The sequence below is a fragment of the Caproiciproducens galactitolivorans genome, from assembly GCF_004768785.1.
GTDB lineage: Bacteria > Bacillota > Clostridia > Oscillospirales > Acutalibacteraceae > Caproiciproducens > Caproiciproducens galactitolivorans.
On the sequence record NZ_SRMQ01000001.1, the window covers coordinates 405,319 to 431,971 of the forward strand.

At 50.4% G+C, this 26,653-nt stretch carries 23 protein-coding genes; 16 read left to right on the top strand and 7 right to left on the bottom strand.

Annotated elements, in window-relative coordinates:
* Positions 1 to 18: 18 nt before the first annotated feature.
* From CAGA_RS01935 to CAGA_RS01960, 6 genes are all read right to left on the bottom strand, one after another.
* Entirely contained in the window at positions 19 to 471 is a 453-nt protein-coding gene (locus CAGA_RS01935) for an ATP synthase subunit C (protein WP_135657141.1), read from the bottom strand.
* 50 nt (positions 472 to 521) lie between these two features.
* Positions 522 to 2,468 (bottom strand): V-type ATP synthase subunit I, encoded by a 1,947-nt coding sequence (locus tag CAGA_RS01940; protein ID WP_135657143.1) that lies wholly within the window; start codon positions 2,466 to 2,468, stop codon positions 522 to 524.
* A 3-nt stretch (positions 2,469 to 2,471) separates the two neighbouring features.
* On the bottom strand, positions 2,472 to 3,527 hold the full coding sequence (locus CAGA_RS01945; protein ID WP_135657145.1) for a V0D/AC39 family V-type ATPase subunit: 1,056 nt from the start codon (positions 3,525 to 3,527) through the stop codon (positions 2,472 to 2,474).
* A gap of 1 nt (position 3,528) precedes the next feature.
* Complete coding sequence (locus tag CAGA_RS01950; protein ID WP_135657147.1) at positions 3,529 to 3,843, bottom strand: hypothetical protein; 315 nt, start codon at positions 3,841 to 3,843, stop codon at positions 3,529 to 3,531.
* 488 nt (positions 3,844 to 4,331) lie between these two features.
* Positions 4,332 to 5,690, bottom strand: a complete 1,359-nt coding sequence (locus CAGA_RS01955; protein WP_135657149.1) for a PFL family protein — start codon at positions 5,688 to 5,690, stop codon at positions 4,332 to 4,334.
* Between the two features lie 40 nt (positions 5,691 to 5,730).
* On the bottom strand, positions 5,731 to 6,000 hold the full coding sequence (locus tag CAGA_RS01960; protein WP_135657151.1) for an ACT domain-containing protein: 270 nt from the start codon (positions 5,998 to 6,000) through the stop codon (positions 5,731 to 5,733).
* Between the two features lie 252 nt (positions 6,001 to 6,252).
* Here CAGA_RS01960 and CAGA_RS01965 point away from each other — a divergent pair, with 252 nt between their 5' ends.
* From CAGA_RS01965 to CAGA_RS01985, 5 genes are all read left to right on the top strand, one after another.
* Entirely contained in the window at positions 6,253 to 7,059 is an 807-nt protein-coding gene (locus tag CAGA_RS01965; RefSeq protein ID WP_135657153.1) for a histidinol-phosphatase HisJ family protein, read from the top strand.
* Positions 7,060 to 7,085: 26 nt separating this feature from the next.
* The gene (locus CAGA_RS01970) at positions 7,086 to 7,571 is read left to right on the top strand and encodes an Lrp/AsnC family transcriptional regulator (protein ID WP_135657155.1); all 486 of its coding nucleotides are present in this window, start codon (positions 7,086 to 7,088) and stop codon (positions 7,569 to 7,571) included.
* Positions 7,567 to 8,736, top strand: a complete 1,170-nt coding sequence (locus CAGA_RS01975) for an aminotransferase class I/II-fold pyridoxal phosphate-dependent enzyme (RefSeq protein ID WP_407932251.1) — start codon at positions 7,567 to 7,569, stop codon at positions 8,734 to 8,736. The genes CAGA_RS01970 and CAGA_RS01975 overlap by 5 nt, the downstream gene beginning before the upstream one ends.
* Before the next feature lie 25 nt (positions 8,737 to 8,761).
* On the top strand, positions 8,762 to 9,619 hold the full coding sequence (gene ispE / locus CAGA_RS01980; protein ID WP_135657159.1) for a 4-(cytidine 5'-diphospho)-2-C-methyl-D-erythritol kinase: 858 nt from the start codon (positions 8,762 to 8,764) through the stop codon (positions 9,617 to 9,619).
* 288 nt (positions 9,620 to 9,907) lie between these two features.
* Positions 9,908 to 10,408, top strand: coding sequence for a GAF domain-containing protein (locus CAGA_RS01985; RefSeq protein ID WP_135657161.1), 501 nt, complete (start codon positions 9,908 to 9,910; stop codon positions 10,406 to 10,408).
* A gap of 3 nt (positions 10,409 to 10,411) precedes the next feature.
* Here CAGA_RS01985 and CAGA_RS01990 read toward each other — a convergent pair whose 3' ends face one another.
* Entirely contained in the window at positions 10,412 to 11,011 is a 600-nt protein-coding gene (locus tag CAGA_RS01990; protein ID WP_135657163.1) for a VanZ family protein, read from the bottom strand.
* Positions 11,012 to 11,132: 121 nt separating this feature from the next.
* Between CAGA_RS01990 and spoIIR the strand changes: the two genes are divergently transcribed.
* The 11 genes from spoIIR to plsX all read left to right on the top strand — a co-directional run bounded on the left by spoIIR (position 11,133) and on the right by plsX (position 26,651).
* Positions 11,133 to 11,735, top strand: coding sequence for a stage II sporulation protein R (spoIIR, locus tag CAGA_RS01995; protein ID WP_135657165.1), 603 nt, complete (start codon positions 11,133 to 11,135; stop codon positions 11,733 to 11,735).
* Positions 11,736 to 11,829: 94 nt separating this feature from the next.
* Complete coding sequence (locus CAGA_RS02000) at positions 11,830 to 15,177, top strand: PD-(D/E)XK nuclease family protein (protein ID WP_135657167.1); 3,348 nt, start codon at positions 11,830 to 11,832, stop codon at positions 15,175 to 15,177.
* Positions 15,174 to 18,707, top strand: a complete 3,534-nt coding sequence (addA, locus tag CAGA_RS02005) for a helicase-exonuclease AddAB subunit AddA (protein ID WP_135657170.1) — start codon at positions 15,174 to 15,176, stop codon at positions 18,705 to 18,707. Before CAGA_RS02000 ends, addA begins: the two co-directional genes overlap by 4 nt.
* Before the next feature lie 196 nt (positions 18,708 to 18,903).
* Positions 18,904 to 19,443 carry a translation initiation factor IF-3 gene (gene infC / locus CAGA_RS02010; RefSeq protein WP_135657172.1) on the top strand — a complete coding sequence of 180 codons (540 nt, stop codon included), beginning with the start codon at positions 18,904 to 18,906 and terminating at the stop codon, positions 19,441 to 19,443.
* A 23-nt stretch (positions 19,444 to 19,466) separates the two neighbouring features.
* Positions 19,467 to 19,664 carry a 50S ribosomal protein L35 gene (gene rpmI, locus CAGA_RS02015; protein WP_135657174.1) on the top strand — a complete coding sequence of 66 codons (198 nt, stop codon included), beginning with the start codon at positions 19,467 to 19,469 and terminating at the stop codon, positions 19,662 to 19,664.
* 44 nt (positions 19,665 to 19,708) lie between these two features.
* On the top strand, positions 19,709 to 20,062 hold the full coding sequence (rplT, locus tag CAGA_RS02020; RefSeq protein ID WP_135657177.1) for a 50S ribosomal protein L20: 354 nt from the start codon (positions 19,709 to 19,711) through the stop codon (positions 20,060 to 20,062).
* A 58-nt stretch (positions 20,063 to 20,120) separates the two neighbouring features.
* On the top strand, positions 20,121 to 20,945 hold the full coding sequence (locus CAGA_RS02025) for a TrmH family RNA methyltransferase (RefSeq protein ID WP_135657179.1): 825 nt from the start codon (positions 20,121 to 20,123) through the stop codon (positions 20,943 to 20,945).
* Entirely contained in the window at positions 20,935 to 22,083 is a 1,149-nt protein-coding gene (gene dprA, locus CAGA_RS02030; RefSeq protein WP_243112904.1) for a DNA-processing protein DprA, read from the top strand. The genes CAGA_RS02025 and dprA overlap by 11 nt, the downstream gene beginning before the upstream one ends.
* Before the next feature lie 121 nt (positions 22,084 to 22,204).
* Positions 22,205 to 24,286, top strand: a complete 2,082-nt coding sequence (gene topA / locus CAGA_RS02035; RefSeq protein ID WP_135657181.1) for a type I DNA topoisomerase — start codon at positions 22,205 to 22,207, stop codon at positions 24,284 to 24,286.
* Entirely contained in the window at positions 24,283 to 25,620 is a 1,338-nt protein-coding gene (trmFO, locus tag CAGA_RS02040; RefSeq protein WP_135657183.1) for a methylenetetrahydrofolate--tRNA-(uracil(54)-C(5))-methyltransferase (FADH(2)-oxidizing) TrmFO, read from the top strand. Before topA ends, trmFO begins: the two co-directional genes overlap by 4 nt.
* A complete protein-coding gene (gene plsX, locus CAGA_RS02045) occupies positions 25,617 to 26,651 on the top strand; it encodes a phosphate acyltransferase PlsX (RefSeq protein ID WP_135657185.1) in 1,035 nt (344 codons plus the stop codon). Before trmFO ends, plsX begins: the two co-directional genes overlap by 4 nt.
* Positions 26,652 to 26,653 lie beyond the last annotated feature (2 nt).

Consider the following 26,653-nt stretch of genomic DNA (forward strand, 5'->3'; position numbering starts at 1 on the left):
ACCTCTGCTTTCAATGGGTTAAATCTTGTTCAGGATAAGAATAGAAATCAATAGTCCGTACAATGCGATACCTTCGCCCAAAGCAACGAAAATCAAAGCTTTACCGAAAACCTTCGGTTCTTCGCTTGTTGCACCGATAGCCGCAGGAGCAGCCGCCGCAACAGCGATTGCACCGCCTATACCGGAAATTGCCGTAACGGCCGCGGCGGCGATTAAGCCAAGGCCTTTACCGGAATCAGAAGCAGGTGCTTCTTGAGACTGGGAAGTAGGTGCTGTTGCGTTTGCATCAGTTCCGGTTGCTGCGGAAGCGACGACAGGAACCGCAAACGTAAGAAGGCAAACGGCCAGGAAAGCGAAGATCTGCGTAGCTGCGGCTTTGCTAGGCTTTTTTCCATCTTTAACGGAACGGATTGAAAAAACAACAGATGCTACTAAGAAAATTACCGGTAAACAAATTAATACTTTAGTCATAATACTTCCTCCAACTATTTATTAAAATAGAATTTTAGTCGTAAAAAACATTACTGCTCTTTACGAACAACAACTGGGTTAAACGGACGGCCTCCGCCGTCGAAAAAGCGGCTGAACATCTCATAAAATTCAAGCCTTAAAACCTGAATGCCGACGAGCAGGCCCTCCAGCGCCATTACAAACGCATTGCCGATTACGACAATAAGGAGGTAGCCAATGCCGCTGGACATTTCAGCAAGTGTAAAGACAACCAGCATCATGCCGGCATGAACCAAAACAAAGGCGCCCACACGCAGGAAACTCATCGTATTGGTGGCGTAACTCAACATGAATTCAAATAGTTCAAAGAAATTCTGCATAATGTAATCGCCCCATGCTTTTGGTTTCCAGTCGGGCTTGCGCTTGAGCAAATCCCCCAATATATCGCGGAAAAACATAAAGATGATGGGAACAATAAGGAAGAAAATAATAAAGGCTCGATTTACAATCTGCCTGCCAAACGTAATTTGCCCGCCGAAGCCGACAACCAGCGAGGAATAGAAAATTAATCCTGCAAGGCCGCTTGGCCCGAAAAATGCGTTTCCGTAGTCCTTCCTTTTTAAAGAGGAATAAATATTGACCAGCATCGCAAGGATTACCAGTAAAATGCCGATTCCAACAGCCGAGTATACAATCATGCTGGTGGTTTCGGGTTTCAAAACTTCAACCGGCTTTTCCTCAAATCCAATCGCTCTATATAAAGGATCCAGCGCATGTTCGAATCCGAAAACCGAGCCGAATATGATCCCGAAAATGCCGGCGGAAATACCGCAGGCAACCATAACCTTGCCGAGCTTCATTTTCTTTTTTTTCCACATCAGCCAGCCGATGAGCGAGACACAAAGCCCCTGTCCAAGATCCCCGAACATGATGCCAAAGAGCAGAAAGTAAGTGATGGCAACAAAAGCGGTGGGGTCAACTTCGTCGTAACACGGGAGCCCGTACAAATCAACGAAGAATTCGAAGGGGCGGAAGATGCTCTTGTTTTGCAGCTTTACGGGCGGTGAATGGATTAATTCATCTTCGCCGCCGTCAAAGGTGTAAGCAAGGGACTCCACCTTATCAAGTTCTTTCTGAAAGTCCTCCTCTTTGTCCGCCGGAATCCAGCCGGTAAGGATAAAACTGTCATTATACCTTGCGGCATACCGCCGGATATCGAAGTAAACGGAGCGCTCGGTCAGCCAGGAATAAATCTTTTGGCACATAGGCAATTCTTTTTTCCAGAGCTTTTCAAAGCGCTTTTCCGTGTCTTTTAGCTGCTTGACCGCAGCATCACGCTGCGCCTGCAGCGATGCAAGTTCCGATTCGGGGCTGCCGGTCAGCTCGGTTAACTGCGTCCTTTCAAAATAAAGACTTGAGAAAATTCTATCCACTTCCGTTATGTTTTCAATTGGGGAGAAGTACACGCCCCAATATCGCAGGTCGTCGCTTGTGGACGGGAAAAATACAATGTATGGATTCTGTTTGTAAGAATTCAGCTTCTCATAGCTTTCTTTTGGAAGAGAGCCGAAGCGAACGCGTATATATTTACAGGCGTGAATTTCGCTGAGATCTAAATCTAGACCGACAAAGTGGCTGATTTTATCGATTTCAACGGACAATTCACGGATTTTATCTTGCGCTTCTTCGCGTTCTTTCTGCAACTGACTGATCGAAGCGGATAGGGAATCCACATAGGCAAACATATCCTCCGGACTCATCGTTATTTTTTCGACTTCCTCCGAACTTAACAAATCCATTTTATAATGAAAACTTGCCAGAACATCGGATAACTGCTGCAAGGGTTCGGCATAAGGATTTTCTTCATTTATCAGAGGAGAAAACTCCGATGTATCCGAGAAAAAGGACAATGCGTTGTCCGGATGGAAATAACAGGATTTCCCGCATAGCATGGTAGCCCGATCCAAGTCAGCCATTAATCCGAACATACTTACTACTTTAACTTTTATAACAGCCAAATATTAATCACCCCTTTCCTTATAATTGTATATGATCAGCAGTTTTATAATCTCGTCAGGAGGTAATTTGTATCTGATCCCCTCTATGATTGTGATAATATCCATAAGCTCAATCTGCATAAGGAAAGTGTAAGACATTAATACAACGGAAGGATGCGTGGAATACCGTATGTTGTGGCGGCTTATGCTATATTTTGCAAATTTTGGTATTTCATCCACATAAGAATGTTTAACTTTTAAAAATCGCTTACCAATGGATGTCTTTTCCATGATTTCTGTGATTTCTTCTAAGCTGTTCGCCGCTAGCATGTCAGAGTAGAACTTTCTGTCGACATTTCCGAAAGGCAAAAGCGAACTGCGAATAAAATCAGGGCTTGCGTTATAAGATACCTTCAATCGTACGATTCGGGCATAGTTGGTCAAATCGATATACGTTGTGAAAATTTCATAAAGCTGTTTGCGGGTTTCGAAATGCGTGTGCTTATTAATAATATCGAATACTTGTTTATACAGGTACGTGTAAAGCACGTTTTCGATACCGGTATAGTTTAGGGGGGTGCCGGCGACAGGCCGGAATCCCTCCAGCAGTTTCCGGTACGGGGTTTTGTCCAAAGCATTCAGCAGATCGTCGAAATTTTCAATTTGACTCAGCGCCGCAAGATCCAGTTGCGTATGCCTTGTAATATACATCGGAAGGTTGAAATCCCCCGGCGTATCGGTTTGGAGCATGAGCAAACTGTGCAGAATCTGCTCAATTTCACTTTGCTCAATCAGGTACCGTGCGAAATGCTCGCCTACGGTAATTTCATATCGGCACAGGGATGAGTAATCCTCAAGAAGCTTTTGCTTGAGCTTTGCTTCCAGTTGGCCGCGGTGAACACTATTTTCGTCGATACTGACAAGTGCTTTTTTGTATACTGTCCTTGTCTTCAAGTATGAAGCAACCTCGCTTACATTGCGGCAGGCCAGCAGGTCCTTGTAATTTTCCATTGTCAGGCGTCTGCCGTACATTGCGCGCGCTTTTGCCAGAATGACATTGGAAGAGAGGGTGGAAATCATTTCAATCACTCCCTAAAACGCGTTCTACAATTTCCTTCACCCATTTATCGCCGTTTTCGGTATAAAGTTTATCCAGCTTTTGGAAAATGAATTCGTTTTTCTTTTCCTTTTCTTTCCATTCCTTTTCTGCGGCCTCGCGTTCTTTTGGTTCGTTTAAGGCGATACGCCTTCTTGCCCTCTCAAGATACTCATTTCGGATCTGCTCCCGCTTTGCGGCAACTTCTTTTTCGGAGTTGACTTTTTCCATCTGCGCAGCATCGGTAATTTCTCTGGCTTTCCGATCCATGTCGACGATTTGTTTAATTAAGTCTTCCATTGATCCGCACCTCCTTGTAATAAATTAAACAATTTATTTTCTAAATTTTGTTTATTATCGATTGAGTGACACCTATTATAATCCCTTTTGTCGATACTTACAATATGCAATTGTAAGTAATGGCCAAAATTTTTCTCTTAAATATTAGCGATAGTGTTAAAGATCTGTTTAAAAATGAATAAAAGTCATTTTTAATTTTAAAATAACGCGCCCGGCAAAAACTGCCTTGGCGCTATGGATTTTGTGGCCTTTGATTCGTGAGGAACGGTTCGCCGAACAAAAGAAACTTATCAAGAAGAATAAAGTTTCCCTTATTATAACGCCTGCTACACGCATTTACAATTGGAATTATGTGCAATGGATAGCAATCTTTTCTTATTATACTTATATAATGTGTTATAAATGTGATTAAATTATGAATAAAAGTCATTTTTTTGATTCGAAAAATATCGCGCCCAAAATCTGGGAAAATTCTGGGCGCGATGAATTTAGTTTTTAAGACTTTGCATTGGCGCCGGAATACGTCCGCCGCGTCGGATGAATTTTAGCGGGGAGTAGCGGTTTACTTCCATAACGGGTCCGCTGCCCAACAAACCGCCGAAATTCAGCTCGTCGCCAGCTTTTTTGCCAATGGCCGGAATCAGGCGGACCGCGGTCGTTTTGGAATTTACCATACCGATGGCGGCTTCGTCTGCAATAATGGCAGAGATGATTTCCGCCGGCGTATCCCCCGGAACCACAATCATGTCAAGGCCGACCGAGCATACGGCGGTCATTGCCTCCAGCTTTGTGATGCTCAGGGATCCGCATTTTGCGGCGTCGATCATGCCTGCGTCCTCCGTCACCGGGATGAACGCGCCGGAAAGCCCGCCGACGTGGGAAGACGCCATGATGCCGCCTTTTTTTACGGCATCGTTCAGAAGGGCCAAGGCAGCTGTGGTTCCGTGCGCGCCGCAGCTTTCAAGCCCCATTTCTTCCAGAATATGCGCTACCGAGTCGCCGACAGCCGGGGTCGGTGCAAGGGATAAGTCCACTATACCGAAGGGCACAAACAGCCTGCGGGAAGCCTCGCGGGCGACAAGCTGACCCATGCGCGTGATTTTAAACGCGGTTTTTTTTACAATATCTGCAACGCTCGTAATGTCGCAGTTGCCCGCTTTCGCAAGGGCAGCGCGCACAACACCCGGGCCGGAAACGCCTACGTTGATGACGCAGTCCGGTTCTCCCGCACCGTGGAATGCGCCCGCCATGAAGGGGTTATCCTCCGGTGCGTTGCAGAACACCACCAATTTGGCAGGGCCAATGCAGTCACGGTCGGCAGTCATTTCGGCAAGCTTGCGCACAATAACGCCCATTTTGGCAACGGCGTCCATATTGATGCCCGCTTTGGTGGTTCCGATGTTCACAGAGGAGCAAACCAGTTCTGTTTCACTCAAAGCTTCCGGAATGCTTTCAATCAATGCATAATCGCCGGGGCCGAATCCCTTATGGACAAGCGCCGAGTACCCTCCGATAAAATTAACGCCGGTGGCCTTTGCGGCGCGGTCAAGGGTTTTTGCAAAATGTACAGGGCTTTTCGTGGGGCAGGCCGCAGCAATCATTGCGATGGGGGTGACGGCGATTCGTTTGTGGATGATCGGAATACCGTATTCCTTACTGATGTCCTCGCCGGTCTTTACCAGATTCCCTGCGTAGCGGCAGATTTTATCGTAAATTTTATCACAGGATTTTCCAATATCCGAATCGACACAGTCAAGAAGGGATATCCCCATTGTAATGGTTCGGACATCCAGGTTTTCGTTGTCGATCATATTGATTGTTTCAAGTATGTCATGAGAATTTACCATTTGCTTCGACCCTTCCGTTATTTTCCGTTATATTATTTTATCATATCCTGTGCATAGAGTTAAAAATGTCCTCATGCATGACATGAACCGTCAGATTCATGTCTTCCCCAATCGCCGTTAATTTATCCGCAAGCTCACTAAATGGAATCGTAGATTTTGATATGTCCACCATCATGATCATAGCAAATAAATCCTGTAAAATGGACTGTGTCACTTCGACGACATTTACTCCGTTGTCCGCGCAGATAGCCGAAACGCGGGCGAGAATACCCACCATATCTTTGCCGATTACCGTGATTACAGCGCGCATATTTTTAACCTCCGTATGAAATTAGAATTGCACAAACTTATTTTGTAATTATGAGGGAAAATATTAACGTTGTCAAGTGTTGAAGCGGCGAGCAGCCGGGCAGAATGGTAAAACTGTTTAAAAATAATCCTACAATGCCTTTTGAAATAATTTAGGATAACATCTATAAATATGCCGCATTATATGCTACTATATAATATTATAAATGGCGGACCGGAGAAAACTTTCACCGGTTTTGCCGGGAGGTATTCTATGAAGTATCCTTTAATATCTGACAGTCATGTTCATTCGGATTCTTCACGCGACGCAAACGACCCGGTCATGATGATGTGCGAAAGCGCGGCAAGGCTCGGCTTTTACTCAATTACCATAACGGATCACTGTGAGTGTAATGTTTACCATTCGGAATTTTACGACAGAAGCACCCGCCAGTCCTATTTTGAAACGCACAAGGCCGCCATGGTTTTTAACAGCCGCCTGCGTGTTTATGCCGGGGTTGAACTGGGACAGGCCGTACAGGATCCGGCCGCCGCAGAGGATATCCTGAACGCATGCGATTTTGATTTTGTTCTGGCTTCCGTACACAATATTCGAAATTTCCCGGACTTTTATGAAGTAGATTACAATCAGGTGGATGTGGATAATGTCCTTAACCGTTATTTCGATGAATTGCTGGAGACCATTGCGTGGGGAAAATTTGATTCCCTTGCTCACCTTACATACCCGTGGCGCTATTTGAATGCGAAGAAAAAACTTCCTATCAATATGTACAAAAAAAGAATCGACGAAGTTTTAAACGCGCTGATTGCAAAGAATAAAGCTTTGGAAGTGAACACTTCCGGCCTGCGCCAGAAATTAGGAACGACCTTGCCCGACTTGCCGATCCTGACCCGTTACCGTGAGCTGGGTGGGAAGCTTATTACCATCGGCTCCGACGCGCACCGCTGGGCGGATGTTGGCGGAGGAATCGAGCAGGGGCTCGGGGATTTATGCAGCGCCGGGTTCCACCATTTTACTGTTTATCAGCACCATGAACCGATCATGCTGCCGATCGAATAAATTAAGTCATTGAGAGGAGTTCTATTATGGATCGCTTATTAAACCTGTTGGACGAAAATGCCCGCCTGTCTACCGAGCAGCTTGCGGTAATGCTTGGGAAAACACCGGATGAGGTTGAAAACGCAATTGCAGAATATGAGAAGCAGGGAGTTATCCGTGGCTACAAGGCGCTGATCAACTGGGAGAAAGTCGATCAAAACAAAGCAAGCGCGCTGATTGAACTGAGGGTATCCCCGAAGCGCGACCGCGGCTTTGATGAGATTGCGGGACGCATTATGCAGTTCGAAGAAGTGGAAAGCGTTTACCTGATGTCCGGTGGTTACGATCTGGCGGTAAAGGTTCACGGGAAAAGCATGCAGGAAATCGCCATGTTTGTTATGCGCCGCCTTTCCACCCTTGACTCCGTCCTTTCAACAGCGACCCATTTTATCCTGACCCGCTATAAAGACGGCGGTATTATCCTTAGCTCTGAGGATGAGAAGGACGAGAGAAGGAGTGTTCTCTGTGATTGATTATCAGTCCATGCTCAACGACGAGGTCAAGAGGATAAAACCGTCCGGCATCCGACGATTTTTTGATATTGCAAATGAAATGGATAATGTTATTTCCCTGTCCATCGGCGAACCGGATTTTTCCACCCCATGGCATGTTCGCCAGGAAGGAATCCGAACGCTGGAGGATGGGAAAACGTGGTATTCCCCGAACCGCGGCTTTATAGAGCTGCGGGAGGAAATCTGCCGTTGGCTGAAACGCCGTTACCATCTTGAATACGAACCGAAAACCGACGTGGTGGTGACGGTTGGCGGCAGCGAGGCAATCGATTTGTGCATCCGCTGCCTGGTAAAGCCGGGGGAAGAGGTGCTGATTCCGGAACCAAGCTTCGTCTGTTACCGGCCCCTTACCGAAATGGCGGAGGGCATCCCCGTAACAATACAGACAAAGCAGGAGGATAAATTCCGTCTGACTGCAAAGGCGCTGCGTGAAAAGATTACGCCGAAATCAAAGCTTTTGATTCTCCCGTTTCCCAATAACCCGACAGGCGCGGTTATGCGCCGGGCGGATTTGGAGCAAATCGCCGAAGTAGTAAAGGAACACAACCTGATGGTACTTTCCGATGAGATCTACAGCGAGCTCACATACGGCGAAACCCGCCATGTTTCGTTTGCTTCGATCGACGGCATGAAGGAGCGCACCATCGTCGTCAACGGCTTTTCCAAAGCCTTTGCCATGACGGGCTGGCGGCTTGGCTATGCGGTTGGCCCCAAGGAGATCATCGGGCAGATGACGAAGCTGCACCAGTACGGTATTATGAGTGCCCCGACCATGGCGCAGTATGCGGCGATTGAAGCAATGAAGAATGGGGACAGCGACATCGATTATATGCGCGAGCAGTACGATATGCGCCGCCGTTTGATTGTTGACGGGCTCAATTCCATGGGGTTAGCCTGTTTTGAGCCGGAGGGGGCATTTTATGTATTTCCCTGCATCAAAAATACGGGCCTGTCCTCCCAAGAGTTTTGTGAGAAGCTGATTTACGCGGAGCATGTTGCGGTTGTTCCTGGCGACGCGTTTGGAGAATGCGGCGAGGGGTACCTTCGTGTGTCCTATTCTTATTCCATTAAACATATTACGGAAGCATTGTCCCGTATTCGGCATTTTCTCAAAACGCTGAATTAAAAAATAATGGAAAGGAAAACACGCCATGCCTGCTTCTGCAAAAGCCTATGCAAAAATTAACTTAGCACTCGATATCACCGGAAAACGCGAGGACGGTTACCACCTTCTTCGCATGGTGATGCAGTCGGTTTCGCTATATGACGAAGTTGAAATTCGAACGGGGGAGGCGGGGCTCCGCGTGGTGTGCAGCCACAGGAGCGTCCCTTGTGATGAAAGCAATGCGGTTTATAAAGCCGCGGCGGCATTTTTTAAACACACCGGGCTTGAGCCGGATGTTGCGATCCGTATTCATAAAACAATCCCTTCACAGGCGGGCTTGGGTGGTGCAAGCGCAGATGCGGCCGCCGTGCTGCGCTTGCTGAATACGCTGAAGGGGACAGCCCTATCCAAAGAAACACTTTGCGCTCTGGGACTTCAGGTCGGCGCAGACGTACCATTTTGCATCGCGGGGGGAACCGCTTTGGCAGAGGGGATCGGGGAAAAGCTGACTCCCCTTACGCCTCTGCCCTCCTGCCGCATTGTGATTTGCAAACCGGCGGTCAGCGTAGATACAACAAGAGCCTATGCGCTGGCGGACGCGGCCGCAAAAACAGGAAGCGGGTATTGCGATGCCGTGCTGGATGCGGTGCGTGCTTCGGATATCCGCGCGGTTGCGGCAAGCCTTGGGAACGAGTTCGAACAGGTAATGCACCTGGCCGAAGTAAAGCATATTAAAGATGCCATGAGGGATTTGGGCGCGCTTGGTGCCTGTATGACGGGCAGCGGTTCTGCTGTCTTCGGCATTTTTACTGATTTGCAGGACGCCGCGCGCTGCAGGGCAAAGCTCCAGGAATATTATTCTGAGGTTTTTTTATGCGAGCCTGTCCATGAAATAACGCTGTAATTCGCGGACAAAAGGGTTCAATCCCCTTATGCTTGTACTGGGGAAATTACCGGAATTGCCCGGGCAATCAAGGAACTTTCCCGGAAATTACGCTGAAATCTGGACGGTGATTGCAATGGAACCCGGCGGGGCTGGGGTATGCTTTACGCTGCCGAATTTGTGAAGCCCGGCCGGTATTGTGTAATGTGAGAGCAAGGGGATTGGAAAGCTTACAATCCCATAAAATAAAAGGGAACCGCATACCCAAACCAGGAGTGCGGTTCTTCTGTAAAACCGGGAGGCTGTACAATGGAGAAATTCCTTTATTCGGATGATAAAAAAGAAATGTACGCACTTTTGAAAAAGCAGTTAAAAGCACTGCTGGAAGGGGAGCACCATGTGCTTCCCAACCTGTCAAACGTGTCCGCGCTGTTAAACGGAGCGCTTCGGAATATCAACTGGGTTGGCTTTTACCTTCGCTACGGAGAAGATCTTTTGCTGGGCCCGTTTCAGGGAAAACCCGCGTGTGTGCATATCGCGCGGGGGAAGGGCGTATGCGGAACAGCCTTCGCCAAAGATGCAACACAGCTTGTAAAGGATGTGCACCAGTTTCCGGGGCATATTGCCTGCGACTGCGCCTCGCGCTCTGAACTTGTCGTTCCGCTGCATCAGGGCGGGAAGGTAATCGGCGTGTTGGATATTGATAGTCCGCTATTAGGCCGCTTTGATGAAACGGACACTCGTGAACTGGAAGAAATTGCTCGCATACTTGAAAAATCCTGCGATTGGGCAGAATGGCGTTTTGCCTGACGTTTAGGTGCGTTGTTTTGCAGTACGCTTTGGACGGAACAGCTTGCGCAAACCTGCAAAAATTAAATACGCAGTCAAACATCCTGCCGCATTTAGTACGACGTCCTCCATCTCCACACTTCTGGCAACCGAGCCGACGAGAATATTATGCAAAAGCTGCAAACCCTCGATCCCGATGGGAACGAGCAGCGATACCGCGATCATACGGCCCAGGCGGAACCGGGGATTGATTAACGGTACAAGGACGCCGAGCGGCATCAGTAAGACAAAATTCCCGCCGATCACCCGCAGGAACTCCTTGAAGCTGCCAATGCGGATGGAGTTTTTCAGGATATTTCCCGCCGACTGAAACGGAATCCATTGAATCTGGCTGATCGCCCACGCTGTGGTTTTCGCGCGGATATGCCAGAACTGCGGCAAGGTCAGGGGAATTGTCAGATGAATTACTGCGGCGAGGTATAGAAACAAAATAGCGAGCCAGAATTTCTGAACCGGCTTTTTCCGCCGGAAGAAAAGGACAAGGCAAATGAGATAGACGACCAACCCGGCCAGCATCGGTGGACCAAAGCGGGAAAGAAATGAAAAAAATACGGTTTTCAGCATATTGACCCTTCTTTATGTAAATTATTATGATTATATAATACGAATGTGCGAAATACAACGAATAAAAAGAAATTATTGCGCCAATAATCCTCCTGTAACATAATTACCGGAGGATTTACTTATGAAGTTGATAGAAAAGTCTCTTCTTTTGGCGTTTATTCTGACCGTACTGTTTTCGTTTACCGGCTTTGCCGCCGGCTGTGAGGATATACCGAATCATGTTCTCCGCCTGCATGTCCTTGCAAATTCCGATTCAAAAGAAGACCAGGATTTGAAGCTGAGGGTGCGGGATCGGATTTTAGCGGAAAGTTCCCGTATGATGGATCATGTCACGAATAAAGAAGAAGCGCAGAACGCAGTCCGCGCGGCGCTGCCGAAACTGAAATCCGCGGCTGCGGATGAAATCCGGAAGCAGGGGTATCATTACCCGGTGGATGTGAAAATGGAGCGTATGTACTTTTCAACAAGGCAGTATAAAACCATAACGCTGCCGGCGGGCGAATACGATGCGCTGCGCGTGAGCATCGGTAAAGCCGAAGGGCATAACTGGTGGTGCGTCATTTTTCCACCGATGTGCCTTCCCGCTGCGGAAGAGCCCAAGGAACTCCGGGACGTTCTGAACGAAAACCAGCTTCAAATTGTGGAGGGTAAGGGTGATTTCGAAATAAAATTCAAAACGGTCGAACTGTACGAACAATTTAAAAATTATATAAAACAGAAATAGAAGGATCGGTTTCCTTCTCTTCGCAATTCTTTTCTCAGCGCAGTATCTATGCTATAATGATCTGTAATTAAACTACGGAAATGGGAGGCATACGATGCTGCGTTTTATTTTGGGCCGCGCGGGCAGCGGGAAAACCGAATTGCTTCGAACCGAACTGGAAAATATGGCAAAGAATTCCCGAAAGAAATTAATGCTGATCGTGCCGGAGCAGTCCTCATTTGAAAATGAGCGTGCCATGCTCCACCGCCTCGGCGCGAAGGACGTGCAGCGTGTTTCCGTTACAAGTTTTTCCCGCCTTGCCGACGAAGTTTTCCGCCGCTACGGCGGCGGAGCCGGCCGGCGGCTCGATGATGGCGGGCGGAGCATGTTTATGAGCCTTGCTTTGGAACAGGTGAAGGATCAGCTCCGTTTTTACCGCAAAAACGCGGACAGCGCCGAGCTAGTCGGGCTGATGCTTTCGGTGTCCGCGGAGTTTAAAATGTGCGGGATATCTCCGTCCGATATGGAACGGACCGCGCAGGAACTGCAGCAGGATTCGCTGAAACAGAAAATGACAGAGCTTTCCATGATCCTTTCCGCATACGATGCGCTTGTCGCGCAAAGCTACGTCGATCCCCTTGACGACCTGACAAGGCTGAAAAAGGTCCTGCTGAACCACTCGTTTTTCGAAGGCTATACCGTTGCGCTGGATTCCTTTCAGAGCTTTACGGTGCAGGAATACGATATTATCCGCTTGATCTTGGAGCGGGCGGACGACCTCTATGTAACGCTTTGCACAGATGGCCTGGACGATCCGGAACACGGGACAGGGCTTTTTTCCCTTGTGCGCCGCACGGGGAAGAATCTGATGTGGCTTGCAAGGGAGAGCAATGTGGGCATTGCCGCGCCCGTCAAGCTGGAAAGCGGACGCCGTTTTCAGAATGCAGCCCTGGCTGCGCTGGAAGCAGGCGTGTACCGCGGAGAGCATAAACCCTGCGATTGTGATTGTGAGAATGTGGTTCTTTATGAAGCGGAAAACGCATATGACGAAGCCGCTTTTGTTGCCGCAACTATCCGCAGGCTTGTCATGGAAGAGCATTTTCGGTACCGCGATTTTGCGGTCATTGCGCGAACGCCCGACGATTACCGGGGAATTTTGGATACGGCGCTGGAGCGCTGGGAAATTCCGTATTTTATGGACAAGCCGCAGGCAATTGACGCGGAACCGCTCATGCGGCTCGTGCTTTCGGCGTTCCGGATTATCCAGACCGGATTTTCCTCCGATTCCGTTTTCAGCTACCTGAAAACCGGCCTTGCGGGCCTTGGAACGGACGAAATTGCCCGGCTTGAAAATTATACCTTTGTTTGGAACATTTCTGGGTGTCGGTGGAAGGAAGAGTGGAAGGAGCATCCGAAGGGCTTCGCTGAAAAGCTGACGGCGGAGGATGAAAAACTGCTGGAGGAAATCAACAAAAGCCGGAAAGCCGTAATTACCCCGCTGCTCCGTTTTGCCGCGGGTATCCGCTCGCCGGACGGCGAGGGGATGGCGGCGGCCGTTTACACGCTGCTGCAGGACGTTGGCGCGGCGGAACATCTGAAAGCGCTTGCGCGCCATTTATCGGACTGCGGCGAGCCGGAGCTTGCCGACCGCCAGCTCCGGCTGTGGGATTTGCTGATGAACATCCTTGACCAAACGGCGCTGGTGCTCAGCCACAATCCGGTCAGCCCGGCGCGGTATGCCGAGCTTTTGCACCTTGTCATACTGGCGAATGATATGGCAAGCATTCCGCAGGGGCTGGACGAGGTCACCGTCGGGTCTGCTGACCGCACGCGGACCGGCGCGCCGAAGGTGGTGTTCCTGCTTGGGACGGTCGAAGGGGGATTCCCGCTTTCGCCGGGCGGGAACTGCGTATTCAGCGATCGGGAACGCCGCGAACTCATCCGACTCGGCCTGCCGCTGAACGACACCTTTGAGGGTGTGGCGGTGCAGGAACGCTTCTTAGCATATACCGCGATGAGTGCCGCTTCGCACCGGTTATACATATCCTATCCCCTTTCGGGGAGCTCCGGAGAACCGAATACCCCTTCCTCCATTCCAAATGAAGCCTGTGCTGTCCTGAAAAATCTGAAAGTCCTCAGCGCGCTTCTCCTGCCGCAGACGTATTTTGCAAATGCCCCGGAACCCGCGTTTGAGCTGATGGCACAGCAGTGGAACCGCAATACGGTGCTTTCCGCCACGCTGAAAGATGTATTTGCTGCGCGCGGTTGCGGTTACCGCCTTGAAGCAATCGCCCGTGCGGCGGAAAACCGCCCCGCGGTGTTTGCTTCGAGTGAAAAATCCCGCGCCCTTTTTGGGAAAAGCATGCAGGTTTCCGCAACGCAGATTGAAAAATTCTATCAATGCCGGTTCCAGTATTTTTGCCGCTTCGGCCTGAACGCGAAGGAGCGCAGGCAGGCGGAGCTTGACGCGCTGGAATACGGGAGCCTGATGCATTACCTGCTAGAAAAACTGTTCTGCAATATCGGCAGTACGGCTATTCTCCAGATGAAGCCGGACAAACTCCGTCAGGAGATTTTCCGGTTGCTGAAGCTTTACACGGAAACGAAGATGGGCGGCATACAGAATCCGTCGTCGCGCTTTCTTTACCTGTTTCAGCGCATGGCCGATTCCGCGCAGGTGATCGCCCACCATATTGCGGAGGAACTTTCGCAGAGCGAATTTATGCCTGCTGATTTTGAGCTTCCTGTCGGAAACGACGGCGTCCCTCCGCTGACCATTCCGCTTCCGGATGGCGGAAAGGTTGTGGTCGAGGGGAAAATCGATCGCGTGGATATTCTGAAGCGAGAGGACACCTGTTACGTGCGCGTGGTCGATTATAAAACCGGCCATAAGGAATTTAAACTTTCCGACTTGGTTTACGGCATCAATATGCAGATGCTGATTTATCTGGCGGCACTACTGGAAAACGGGGATGCCCGCTACGGGAAAGTCTGTCCCGCCGGCGTGCTGTATATGCCCGCAAACCGTCCGATTCTTTCGGCAGCGCGGAATGCGGCGCAGGAGGAAATTGAGCGGGAAGCCGCAAAAAAGCTGCGTATGGACGGCCTTGTACTGGATGACCCAGCACTCATCCATGCCATGGAGAGGAAGGGAGAGGGCAAATATATCCCGGTCTCCCTGAAAGATGGCGCGCCGGGCAAGCGCGACCATGTGGTAAGCTCCGCCGAATTGTCCGGTATACTGCTGCATATGGAAGAACTTGTCCGTGAAATGGCGGTTGAACTGCATTGCGGTGACGTGTCCGCGCTGCCGCTTTCCGGGGACTTCGACGCGTGCGCGTGGTGCCCCTATCATGACGTGTGCGGCCATGAAGCGGACAGCCCTTCCCGAGAAATGCAGAAGTGGGACAGGGACGCGGCTGTGAAAGAACTTTTAAAAAGCAGGGACGGTGAGAAGAAGTGAGCGGACGGAAATGGACGCAAAGCCAAAAAGACGCGATTACCGCAAGGGGCGGCACGCTGCTGGTTTCCGCCGCCGCTGGTTCCGGGAAAACCGCCGTGCTGGTTCAGCGCGTCATTGAGCGCATCACGGACCCGGAGCATCCTACCGACGCGGACCGGCTTCTGGTTGTAACCTTTACAAAAGCAGCCGCCGCCGAAATGCGCAGCCGTATTGCGGCTGAAATTTCAAATCTTCTGGAAGCGGACCCGTTCAATGTGACTCTGCGCCGCCAGCAGATTTTGCTTACCCGCGCGCATATCAGCACGATCCACAGCTTTTGCAGCGATTTAATCCGGGAAAATTTTTATAAATTAGGCATTTCGCCGGATTTCCGGATTCTGGAAGAAAATGAAATGAATCTGCTGCGTAGTGACGCGGCCGCCGCCGCATTGGAAGAATTCTACTCGCAAAAGGACCCCGTTTTTTTTGAACTGTCGGACACGTTTTCCTCCGGAAGGGACGACAACCGCCTAATACAAACGGTTTTCACCCTGTACGACTTTATCCGTTCGCATCCTTTTCCAAGGCGCTGGCTGAAAGAAAAAGCGTCCATGTATACTTCTGGTATTTCTGCGACGCAAACCATGTGGGGACGCACGATTCTTTCCTATGCCGCGGAAGCGGTGGCTTACAGCATTTCCCTAACTGAAAATTCGCTTTCGCTTATGAATGAGAACCCGAAGATAGCGGACGCTTACGGCGACGCCTTCCGCTCCGACCTTGCGGGGCTTATCGCTTTGAAGGAAGCCGCCGATGCGGGAGAATGGGATAAAATTGCATTTCAAAGCAAAAACTTTCAATTTATGAGGCTGAAAGCCCTGCGCGGGTATGGCGACGACCCCTTGAAGAACAAACTGACGGCAAGCCGCAAAGAAGTGCAGGGAACCGTAAAAAAACTGGCGGAGCTTTTCTGTTCCGATTCCGATCAATGCAAAGAGGAAATTGAACGGCTTGCGCCGCTGGTGCGGAAACTGTTCCAAGTTACTGAACGATTTGGCGAAATTCTTGACGGGATGAAAAAAGAGCGCCGTGCCGCCGATTTTAGCGATCTGGAGCATTACGCCTTAAAATTACTGGTAAGGGATACGGAGAAAGGCTTTGAGCCGACCGAAGACGCGATCGAGCTTTCATCGCATTTCGACGAAGTCATGGTAGACGAATATCAGGATACGAATGAAGCGCAGGACATGATTTTTCGCTCGGTTTCCCGCGGGGAAGAAAACTTATTTATGGTCGGCGATGTGAAACAGAGCATTTACCGTTTCCGCCAGGCCATGCCGCAGATTTTTCTGCGCCGCCGCAGCCAGTATCCGAATTATGACCGCACAGCGGATGCCTATCCAGCCTGCATTGTTCTGGACCGGAACTTCCGCAGCCGCCGCGGCATAACTGAAGCCGTCAATTTTGTGTTCCGGCAGCTGATGAGCAAACAGACCGGCGAATTGGATTATACCAAAGCGGAGGAACTGAAAGCGGGTGCGGATTATCCACCCTGCGAGGAACCTGCCGCGCAGCTTGAAATTATTGATCTTTCCGCCTGTGACAATGAGGAGGAAACGGTAACGGCGGAAAGCCGACATATTGCGGAGCTGATTTATCAGATGACCGCAAATGGAACCACTATTACCGACAAGGGGAAGCAGCGCCCGGTTATGTACCGCGATATCTGCATCCTCCTCCGCAGCGCTAACAAATACGCGCAGGAGTACGCAAAGCAGTTGTCAGCTTTGGGCATTCCGGCTTGGGCGGATACCGCCGGAGGGTTCTTTGCGGCTGCGGAGGTAGGCGTTGCCATTTCGTTTCTCCGCGTAATTGACAATCCGATGCAGGATATCCCGCTCCTTTCGGTGCTGATGAGCCCAATTTACGGCTTCACTCCGGACGACATGGCGGATATCCGTATCCCCTCGCGCAGAACCCCGCTTTACCTTGCGCTCGTTTCCTCGGCGCAGAGCGGCAATGAACGCGCGTCTGCGTTTTTGAATGATATCGATTCATACCGCACCCTTGCTGCGACCATGCCGTCCGACCGGCTGATCCGCATTCTGTATGAAAAGACCGGATACCTGAATTTGGTTCAGTCCATGCCGAACGGCGAACTGCGCCTTGCCAATCTGCGCCTGCTTCTGGAATATGCGAAGAAATACGAAGCGTCCGGTTATAACGGGCTTTCCGGGTTCATCCGCTTTATTGACCGCCTTCAGAAAAACAATGCCGATCTGGCGGCGGCGTCGACGATCAGCGAGGCTGCCAACGTGGTAAAGATTATGAGTATCCACCGCTCCAAGGGGCTGGAATTTCCCGTGTGCATCCTGGCGGGCTGTGCCAGACGATTCAATAAGGAGAAGGGAGATGTCCTTTTGCACCCTTCCCTGGGGTTGGGCGTAAAGCTGAAAAGTGAAAACGGGCTTTCCCGTTACACGACGATGCCGCGGGAGGCCGTCGCGCTGGAGCTTGACAGGGACGAAATGAGCGAGGAGCTTCGCATTCTGTATGTCGCTATGACAAGGACCAAGGAAAAGTTAATTATGGTGACCGCCGTAAAAAACGCGTCGAAAACGCTGGGAAAGCTTGCTACGCATCTGACGGCGGAAAAGCGGATACAGCCCTATGTTGTACGTAGCGCAGGCTGTATTTCCGACTGGCTCCTGCTTTGCGCCCTGCGCCACCCAAGCGGCGGAAGACTTCGCGAACTGGCGGGTGCGCTTCCGGGAATCACCGCGGAGTCCGGCGAACCTTGGAGCATTCACCTGATTGCTTCCCAAGCCGCGCCGGAAGCTGCTGTGCAGACGCAAATTGCGGCCCCGGCCGCACCGGACGTTTCCCTTCGGGAAGAAATTGAAAAGAAGCTTGATTTTGTGTATCCATTTGCCGATTTGAAGGGCGTTCAGGCGAAGGTGGCGGCGTCCGACCTTGCCGCACGCGAATTTTCCGAACAGTATGCAACAGTATCCCGTCCCGCTTTCCTGAGCAAGTCGGGCTTAACGCCGGCGGAACGCGGCACGGCGCTGCATGCCTATATGCAGTTTGCCGATTACCAAAAAGCTGCCCAGTCGCCGGAAAGCGAACTGGAACGCCTGGTCGCACAGGGCTTCCTGACCCGGGAGCAGGGCGGAGCTGTCGAGCTGGAGCGCGTGCGCGCTTTCTTTCAGAGCCCGCTTGCAAAGCGGATTCTCTCGTCCGGGCATGTTGTGAGGGAATACCGTTTTACTGTGGAAATTACCGCGGGCGATCTTCGCCCCGGACTCCCGGAGGATCTGAAAAATGAACCGGTTGTGCTTCAGGGCGCGGTTGACTGTGCCTTTGAGGAAAACGGCGCCCTGATTATCGTCGATTATAAAACCGATAAGACACGGGACCCGGCGGAATTATGGAACCGCTATCGCGAACAGCTTTCGCTGTACCGGCTTGCGATGGAGCAGTGCACGGGGAAAAAAGTCGGGGGCTGCCTGCTTTATTCCTTTAGCTTGAACGCCGCAATTGAAAATTAATGCTTGACAAACCGATCAAGGGCTGATAAAATAATCCAGTAAAACAAAGCGGGGCATTTTATGCTCACACCTGTGGGGTTTCGTCCGTCATGGGTCAATACGAAAACTACTTCCGGAAAGCAGTTTCCGGATGGCATTGGATGTATTGGTGCGCGGGCGGATATTCTGCCCGCGTTTTATTATTTGAGTGAACAACGTGTTTTGGAGGTGCTTAACAATTAGCAACAAGGAACTGCAGATTAATGAAGAAATTCGTGACAAGGAAGTGCGTGTTATTGGCTCGGACGGTACCCAGCTTGGGCTGATGTCAGCGGCTCAGGCTTTGGAAAAAGCCTTTGAACAGAATCTCGATCTTGTCAAGATCGCACCGCAAGCCGTGCCGCCGGTGTGTAAGATTATTGATTACGGCAAATATCGTTTTGAACAGGCAAAGCGAGATAAAGAGGCAAAGAAGAACCAGCGCGTAGTCGATATTAAAGAGATTCGTTTGTCTTTGAACATTGACACACACGACTTCAATACGAAAGTAGGTCACGCAACCCGCTTCTTGAAGGATGGCGACAAAGTTAAAGTTTCTATCCGCTTTCGCGGACGCGAAATGGGACATCCGGAGCAGGGCTATGTCATTATGAAAAATTTCGCCGAGGCCCTCAGCGAGATTGCCAATGTTGAAAAGCCGGCAAAGCTAGAGGGACGGAATATGCTTATGTTCCTTGCTTCCAAACCCGCTAAGTAATTATAAACAAGGAGGACAATACCATGCCTAAAATTAAGACTCATTCGGGTGCGAAAAAGCGCTTCAAGATTTCAAAGAACGGAAAGGTTATTCGCGCTCACGCAAATAAATCCCATATCCTGAACAAGAAAACGACCAAACGTAAGAGAGGACTCAGAAAGACCACAGTTGCCGACAAGACGAATGTGGCGCAGGTGAAGAGACTGGTTCCTTATAAATAAGGCCGGTCGAAATTAAGAAATAACCATTTATTGGAGGTAACATAATGGCACGTGTAAAAGGCGCAATCATGACGCGCAAAAGAAGAAAAAAAGTTTTAAAGCTTGCTAAAGGCTACTGGGGTTCTAAGAGCAAACATTTTAAAATGGCCAAACAGGCCGTTATGAAATCTGGAAATTATGCGTTTATTGGCCGTAAAGCCAGAAAGAGAGATTTTCGTCGTCTGTGGATTACCCGTATTTCCGCTGCATGCCGCGCAAACGACGTGAGCTACTCCGTATTTATGAACGGGCTTAAAAAAGCGGGCATTACATTGAACCGCAAAATGCTTGCGGAAATCGCTGTTGCTGATGAAGCTGCTTTTAAGAGCCTGATCGAAAAAGCAAAGGCAGCACTATAAAAAGCTGTAATTGCGCCCGGAAGATGCCCGGGCGCAAATTTTATATGGAGAGAACAGAATGCCCGACCAAATTACAAGCCGTAAAAATGAAATCATAAAGCAGGCCGCCCGGCTTTGCACTAGTGCGGAAATCCGCAGAGAGCATGGGTTGTATCTTGTTGAAGGCGCCCGGCTTTGCCGCGATGCCGCCCAGAGCGGAGTAAAGATAGAAACCTTGTTTTATACCGCTCAGGCGGAAGAAAAATATAAGGAATATATCGCTTCCGCCGCCGATTCGGCACAGACTGTTTACGAAGTTGCGCCCCATGTTGCCGCGCTTTTGTCCGAAACCAAAACACCGCAGGGCGTTTTTTGTGTTTGCAAAATGAACCGCGCGGTGCGCGAAGTGCGGACAATTCCCGTCGGCCGGCATTATCTTGCGCTTGAAAACCTGCAGGATCCGGCAAATCTGGGCGCAATTTTGCGTACGGCGGAGGCGTTGGGAATCGGCGGGGTGATTCTGGGCGGAAGCTGCTGCGATATATATTCCCCGAAGGCGTTGCGCGCAAGTATGGGGGCGGTATTCCGTCTGCCGTTTTTTCTTGCGCCCGACATGCTTTGTGCGATCAAGCTCCTGCGGGACATGAATTTTGCCTGTTTTGCGGCTGTGCCGGATGCTGCGGCGCAGCCGGTGACCGCGGTTAATTTCCACAATCATCCCACCGTGCTCATTGTGGGAAACGAGGGGAATGGGCTTGCGAAAGAAACGATACAAGCCTGTTCGGGGCGGGTGACTATTCCGATGCTTGGAAGGGCGGAATCGCTGAATGCGTCCGCTTCCGCCGCAATCCTGATGTGGGAAATGATGCGGGCAGAGTCTGGAGGCGTTTCGGTTGGCAATTGATAAAAGAGCGTACTGGGTTTGGCTACAGCATGCGCTTGGAGCGGGAAGCTCAAAGCAGAACCGTATTCTTACCAATTACGGAAATTTGGAGGAATTTTATGCCGCGGGTATCAAAAACTGGCGTTTGGAAGGTTACTTTACCCAAAATGAACTGGGAAAGCTGGGGTCGTATTCTGTTTCCGATGCCTCGGCTCTTATTGAATATTGTGAAAAAATAGGCCAGAAGGTTCTTACGCCGGACTGTGGAGACTATCCGGAACCGCTCAGGCAGATTCACAATCCGCCCTGTGCCCTTTATGTAAAGGGAATACTGCCGGATTTCTCCTCGAACCCGGCTATCGCGGTTGTTGGAACGCGAAAGGCAACCGCCACCGGAGTCGCTACGGCGCGGTCTTTCGCATATGAACTGGCGAAACGAGGGGCTGTTGTTGTCAGCGGTGGCGCGCTGGGAATTGATACGGCGGCGCACAAGGGCGCCCTGCAGGCGGGAGGAAAAACGGTTTGTGTACTTGGCTGCGGAATCGATTATAATTATCTGATGAGCAATGCTTCTCTTCGCGAATCCATCGCCCTTTCCGGGGCTGTCCTTTCCGAATATCCGCCGAACACACAGGCGGTCAACTCGAATTTTCCAATCCGGAACCGGATTATTTCCGGACTGACTTTGGGTACACTGGTGATTGAAGCCGCCGGGAAAAGCGGTTCGCTGATTACCGCACAGTGCGCGCTGGAACAAGGACGGGACGTATTTGCCGTTCCCGCCGGAATTTACAGTCCGGTTTCACAGGGGGTAAACAGTCTGATCAAAGCCGGTGCAAAACCGGTTTCGAACGCGGGCGAAATATTAGAAGAATATCTTTACCGTTTTTCTGATAAAATTGATTTAAATGATATCGAAAGCAATGTGATTCTGACGAATCAGCCAAAGCCGGAACCAAAAGCGGCGAAGATGCCGGAAAATTGTTCCGCGGATGCGGCGTCCCTTTATGCCGCACTTACGGAGGAACCATGCCATATTTCAGAACTGGAAAGAAAGACAGGGATTCCAACCCCGCGGCTGCTTACCGCCGTGACGGAACTGGAGCTTTCCGGCTGCATCCGCTCCTATTCCGGCCGGCGCTACCGTTTGCCGGACTGAATATTGTTAAAAACTGCCGGCTTGTGCGGCGGGTTTTAACAATGTTTATGATTCTTCTATAGTAGATTCCCTTTTGAATAAGATACTATATTTTTAAATAACGAAGAATGAGGTGATTTCCATGTCAAAGCTAGTGATTGTCGAGTCACCGGCCAAGGCCAAAACAATCAAAAAGTTTTTAGGTCCGGATTATGATGTAATCGCGTCTATGGGTCATGTTCGTGACTTACCGGAAAACCGTTTAAGCGTTGACATTAAAAATAATTTTAAACCGAAATATGATATTATAAAAGGAAAGGAAAAGCTCGTTCAGGAATTAAAGGAAAAGGCGGAGAAAAGCGATACCGTTTATCTTGCGACCGACCCGGATCGCGAGGGAGAGGCCATCTCCTGGCATCTTGCATATATTCTGGGGTTAGATATTACGGAAAACAACCGCGTTACGTTTAATGAAATTACGAAAGCCGGCGTTTCCAAAGGGATGGAGCACCCGCGCAACATTGATCTTGACCTTGTCAATGCGCAGCAGGCGCGCCGGATTCTCGACCGCTTGGTCGGTTATAAGCTCAGCCCTTTTCTTTCGCAGAAAATCCGCAGGGGCCTTTCGGCCGGGCGCGTGCAGTCCGTAGCGGTGCGGCTGATTGTTGACCGCGAGGAGGAAATCCGCGCTTTTGTTCCCGAAGAATATTGGACAATCGATGCAAAATTCACTCCGCAGGGTTCCCGCAAGGCATTCGGCGCGACCTTCTACGGTAACACCGAAGGGAAAATGAAAATATCGAGTAAAGAAGAGGCCGACAAAATCCTTGCTGACCTGCAGGATGCGGAATACTGCATTGTGAAGCTGAAAAAAGGGACTAGGAGAAAGTCCCCCGCGCCTCCGTTCATCACTTCCACTTTACAGCAGGAAGCGTCGCGCAGGCTTGGTTTTCAGGCTCGCCGCACGATGAAGGTTGCGCAGGAGCTTTACGAAGGAATTGAGATCGGGGAAATGGGTGCGGTCGGTCTGATTACGTATATGAGAACGGACTCTCTGCGTTTGTCGGAGGAGGCCATCCAAGACGCCGCTGAATATATCCGGGAGCGCTGGGGCGAAAAATATCTCCCAAGTACCCCGCGCCATTTTAAAACCAAGGCAAATGCGCAGGACGGTCATGAAGCGATCCGTCCCACCATGCCGGAATTGTCTCCGGACAAGGTGAAGGACAGCCTTTCCAGCGACCAATATAAATTGTATAAGCTGATTTGGGAGCGCTTCATTGCGTGCCAGATGGCGAATTGCATACAAAGCACGACACAGGCGGAGATTCAGGCGATGGACTATATTTTTAAGGCTTCCGGCTATACCGTTACGTTCGACGGCTTTACGGTTCTGTATGAGGAAGGCAAAGACGAGGAGACGGAAAAGGAGGCAACCCTGCCGCCGCTGGAAAAGGATATGCTGCTGAAGCTGAAGGAAATTACAGGGAATCAGCACTTTACGCAGCCGCCGCCGCGCTATACGGAAGCTTCCCTGATCAAGGCGCTCGAGGAAAACGGGATTGGGCGTCCGTCCACTTACGCCGCCACCATTTCTACCATTACCAGCCGAGAATATGTGATACGGGAAGGAAAGGCGCTGAAACCGACGGAGCTTGGCGAGGTTTCGACCAAGCTGATGAAGGAGCGCTTTCCGAAAATCGTAAATGTCAAGTTTACCGCGCAGGTTGAAAATGATTTGGACAGCGTTCAAAGCGGAAAAACCGACTGGGTGGAAACGCTTCATGATTTTTACGGCGATTTTGAAAAGACCCTGAAACAGGCAAAAGAAGAAATGCAGGGGATGAAAATCCAGCTCAAGGAAGATGAAACCGACATCATCTGTGAAAAATGCGGCCGCAAAATGGTAATCAAAACCGGGCGGTACGGCAAATTTATTGCATGTCCCGGGTATCCGGAATGCAAAAACGTGAAAAAGCTGGTGCAGGAGACCGGTGCGGAGTGCCCGAAATGCGGCGGCAAGGTCATTGTAAAAAAAACCAAGAAAGGGCGCACTTTTTACGGCTGTTCGGAATACCCGAACTGCGACTTTGTATCCTGGGATGAGCCGAGTATGGAAAAATGCCCGCGCTGCGGCAAAACCCTTTTGAAAAAAAAGGGGAAGCATCCGAAACTCTACTGCATTACGCCGGACTGCGGCTATGAAAAGACGGAGGAAGAATGAGTATCAAAGTGATCGGGGCCGGTCTTGCCGGGTGTGAAGCCGCGTGGCAGATCGCACAGGCCGGCGTGGAAACCGAGCTTTATGAAATGAAGCCTCAAAAGTACTCGCCGGCACATCACAGCCCGAATTTCGCCGAACTGATCTGCTCGAATTCCTTAAAGGCCGAACGTGTGGAAAGCGCGGCTGGCCTTTTAAAAGAAGAAATGCGCCGTTTGGGTTCCCTCCTTATGTCCTGCGCGGATACCTGCCGTGTGCCGGCGGGCGGGGCGCTTGCGGTTGACCGCAATGCTTTTTCCGAAGCGGTTACCAAAAAGATTACGGAGCATCCGCGGATCCATATTCATCATGAAGAAATTCAGGATATTCCGAAGAATGGCATTGTAGTTATTGCAACGGGGCCTTTAACCGCCGATGCGCTTGCCGAAAAAATAGCTTTCCTCTGCGGCGGGAGCCTCAGCTTTTTCGACGCGGCCGCGCCGATTGTAACTGCGGAAAGCCTTGCGATGGACAAAATTTTTGCTGCTTCCCGCTATGGAAAGGGAGAGGACGACGCTTATCTGAACTGCCCGTTGAATAAAGAGGAGTATGAGCGTTTCTATAACGCGCTGATTTCCGCTGAACGCGCCCCCCTTCACGAATTTGACGCAGCCGACCCAAAGGTTTACGAGGGATGTATGCCGGTGGAGGTTATGGCGGGCCGCGGGCCGGATACCCTTCGGTTTGGTCCGCTGAAACCGGTAGGGCTGCGGGATCCCAGAACCGGACATCGTCCGTGGGCGGTTGTGCAGTTGCGGCGCGAAGACAAAGACGGCACGCTTTATAATTTGGTGGGTTTTCAGACCAATCTGAAATTTGGTGAGCAAAAGCGGGTTTTCGGAATGATACCGGGGCTGGAAAACGCGGAATTTACCCGGTACGGCGTTATGCACCGAAACACTTTCCTTAATTCGCCGAAGGTTCTTCAATCCGATTACAGTCTACGCGCTAAACCGAACCTGTTTTTCGCCGGTCAGATTACCGGTGTGGAGGGGTATATGGAATCGGCTTCCTCCGGCATTATGGCCGGAATCAACGCGGTTCGGCGCTTGAAGGGGAAACCCACGCTGACCCTGCCGCAGACGACGATGATCGGTTCGCTGAGCCATTACATTGCAAACGGCGGCGAGGCGGATTTTCAGCCAATGGGAGCAAATTTCGGAGTCATGCCGCCGCTGGAGCCTGCGGTTCGAGATAAAAAAGCGCGCTATGCCGCATTTTCAGAGCGTGCTTTACGGGATTTGGAGCAAATCATCGCGGCGTTTGGGTTATCAAGTAATTTAGAGGTGTTACAATGAAAATCATAGTGGATGCTTTCGGGGGTGACAATGCCCCGTTTGAAATATTGAAGGGCTGCGCGCAGGCGGTTGACGAGCTGGATATAGATATCCTTCTGACGGGCCGCAAGGATGAGATCCTGCGTGTGGCAAAGGAAAATGAAATTTCTCTGAACCGTATGCAAATCATTGACGCGCCGGATGTTATTACCATGGAAGACCACGCGGGGGAAATCATGAAATCGAAAGTCAATTCCTCTATGGCGGAAGGCCTTCGCCGCCTTGCGGCCGGGGAAGGGGACGCTTTCCTGTCCGCGGGCAACAGCGGCGCCCTTGTTGTTGGAGCAACCCTGCTGGTTAAGCGGATCAAGGGAATCAAACGGATTGCCTTTGCACCGGTGATGCCGAAAAAGGATGGCTGCTTCATGCTGATTGACAGCGGGGCAAACGTGGAATGCAAGCCGGATATGTTGCGCCAGTTTGGCGTAATGGGTTCCATCTATATGGAGAAGGTTATGAAGATTCCGAACCCGCGTGTCGCGCTTGCCAATATTGGCACTGAGGAGCACAAGGGCGGCGAATTGCAACACGAAGCCTATGCTATGCTGAGTAAAACGGATCTGAATTTTATTGGAAATGTGGAGGCGCGCGATATCCCGATTGACGGGGCCGACGTAATTGTGGCGGACGGTTTTACCGGAAATACGATTTTAAAAACCTATGAAGGCGTTGCCATTTTATTGCTTGGCAAACTAAAAGGGATTTTTACAAAAAATATAATAAATAAAATCGCGGCGGGAATTTTATTAAAAGATATAAAAGCGCTGATGAAGACGATGGATTACAATGAGTACGGCGGCGCTCCGCTCATGGGCTGTGCGAAACCTGTATTTAAGGCGCACGGAAGCGCAAAGGCGAAAACATTTTTTAACGCTCTGCGGCTTACAAAAGCCTATGTGGATGGGGGCGTGGTAGATGAAATTGCCGCTTCCATTGCAAACTACCGGAAGGATCATGGGCAAGAACCTGTGGAAGATGTTTCAGAGGAATAAAT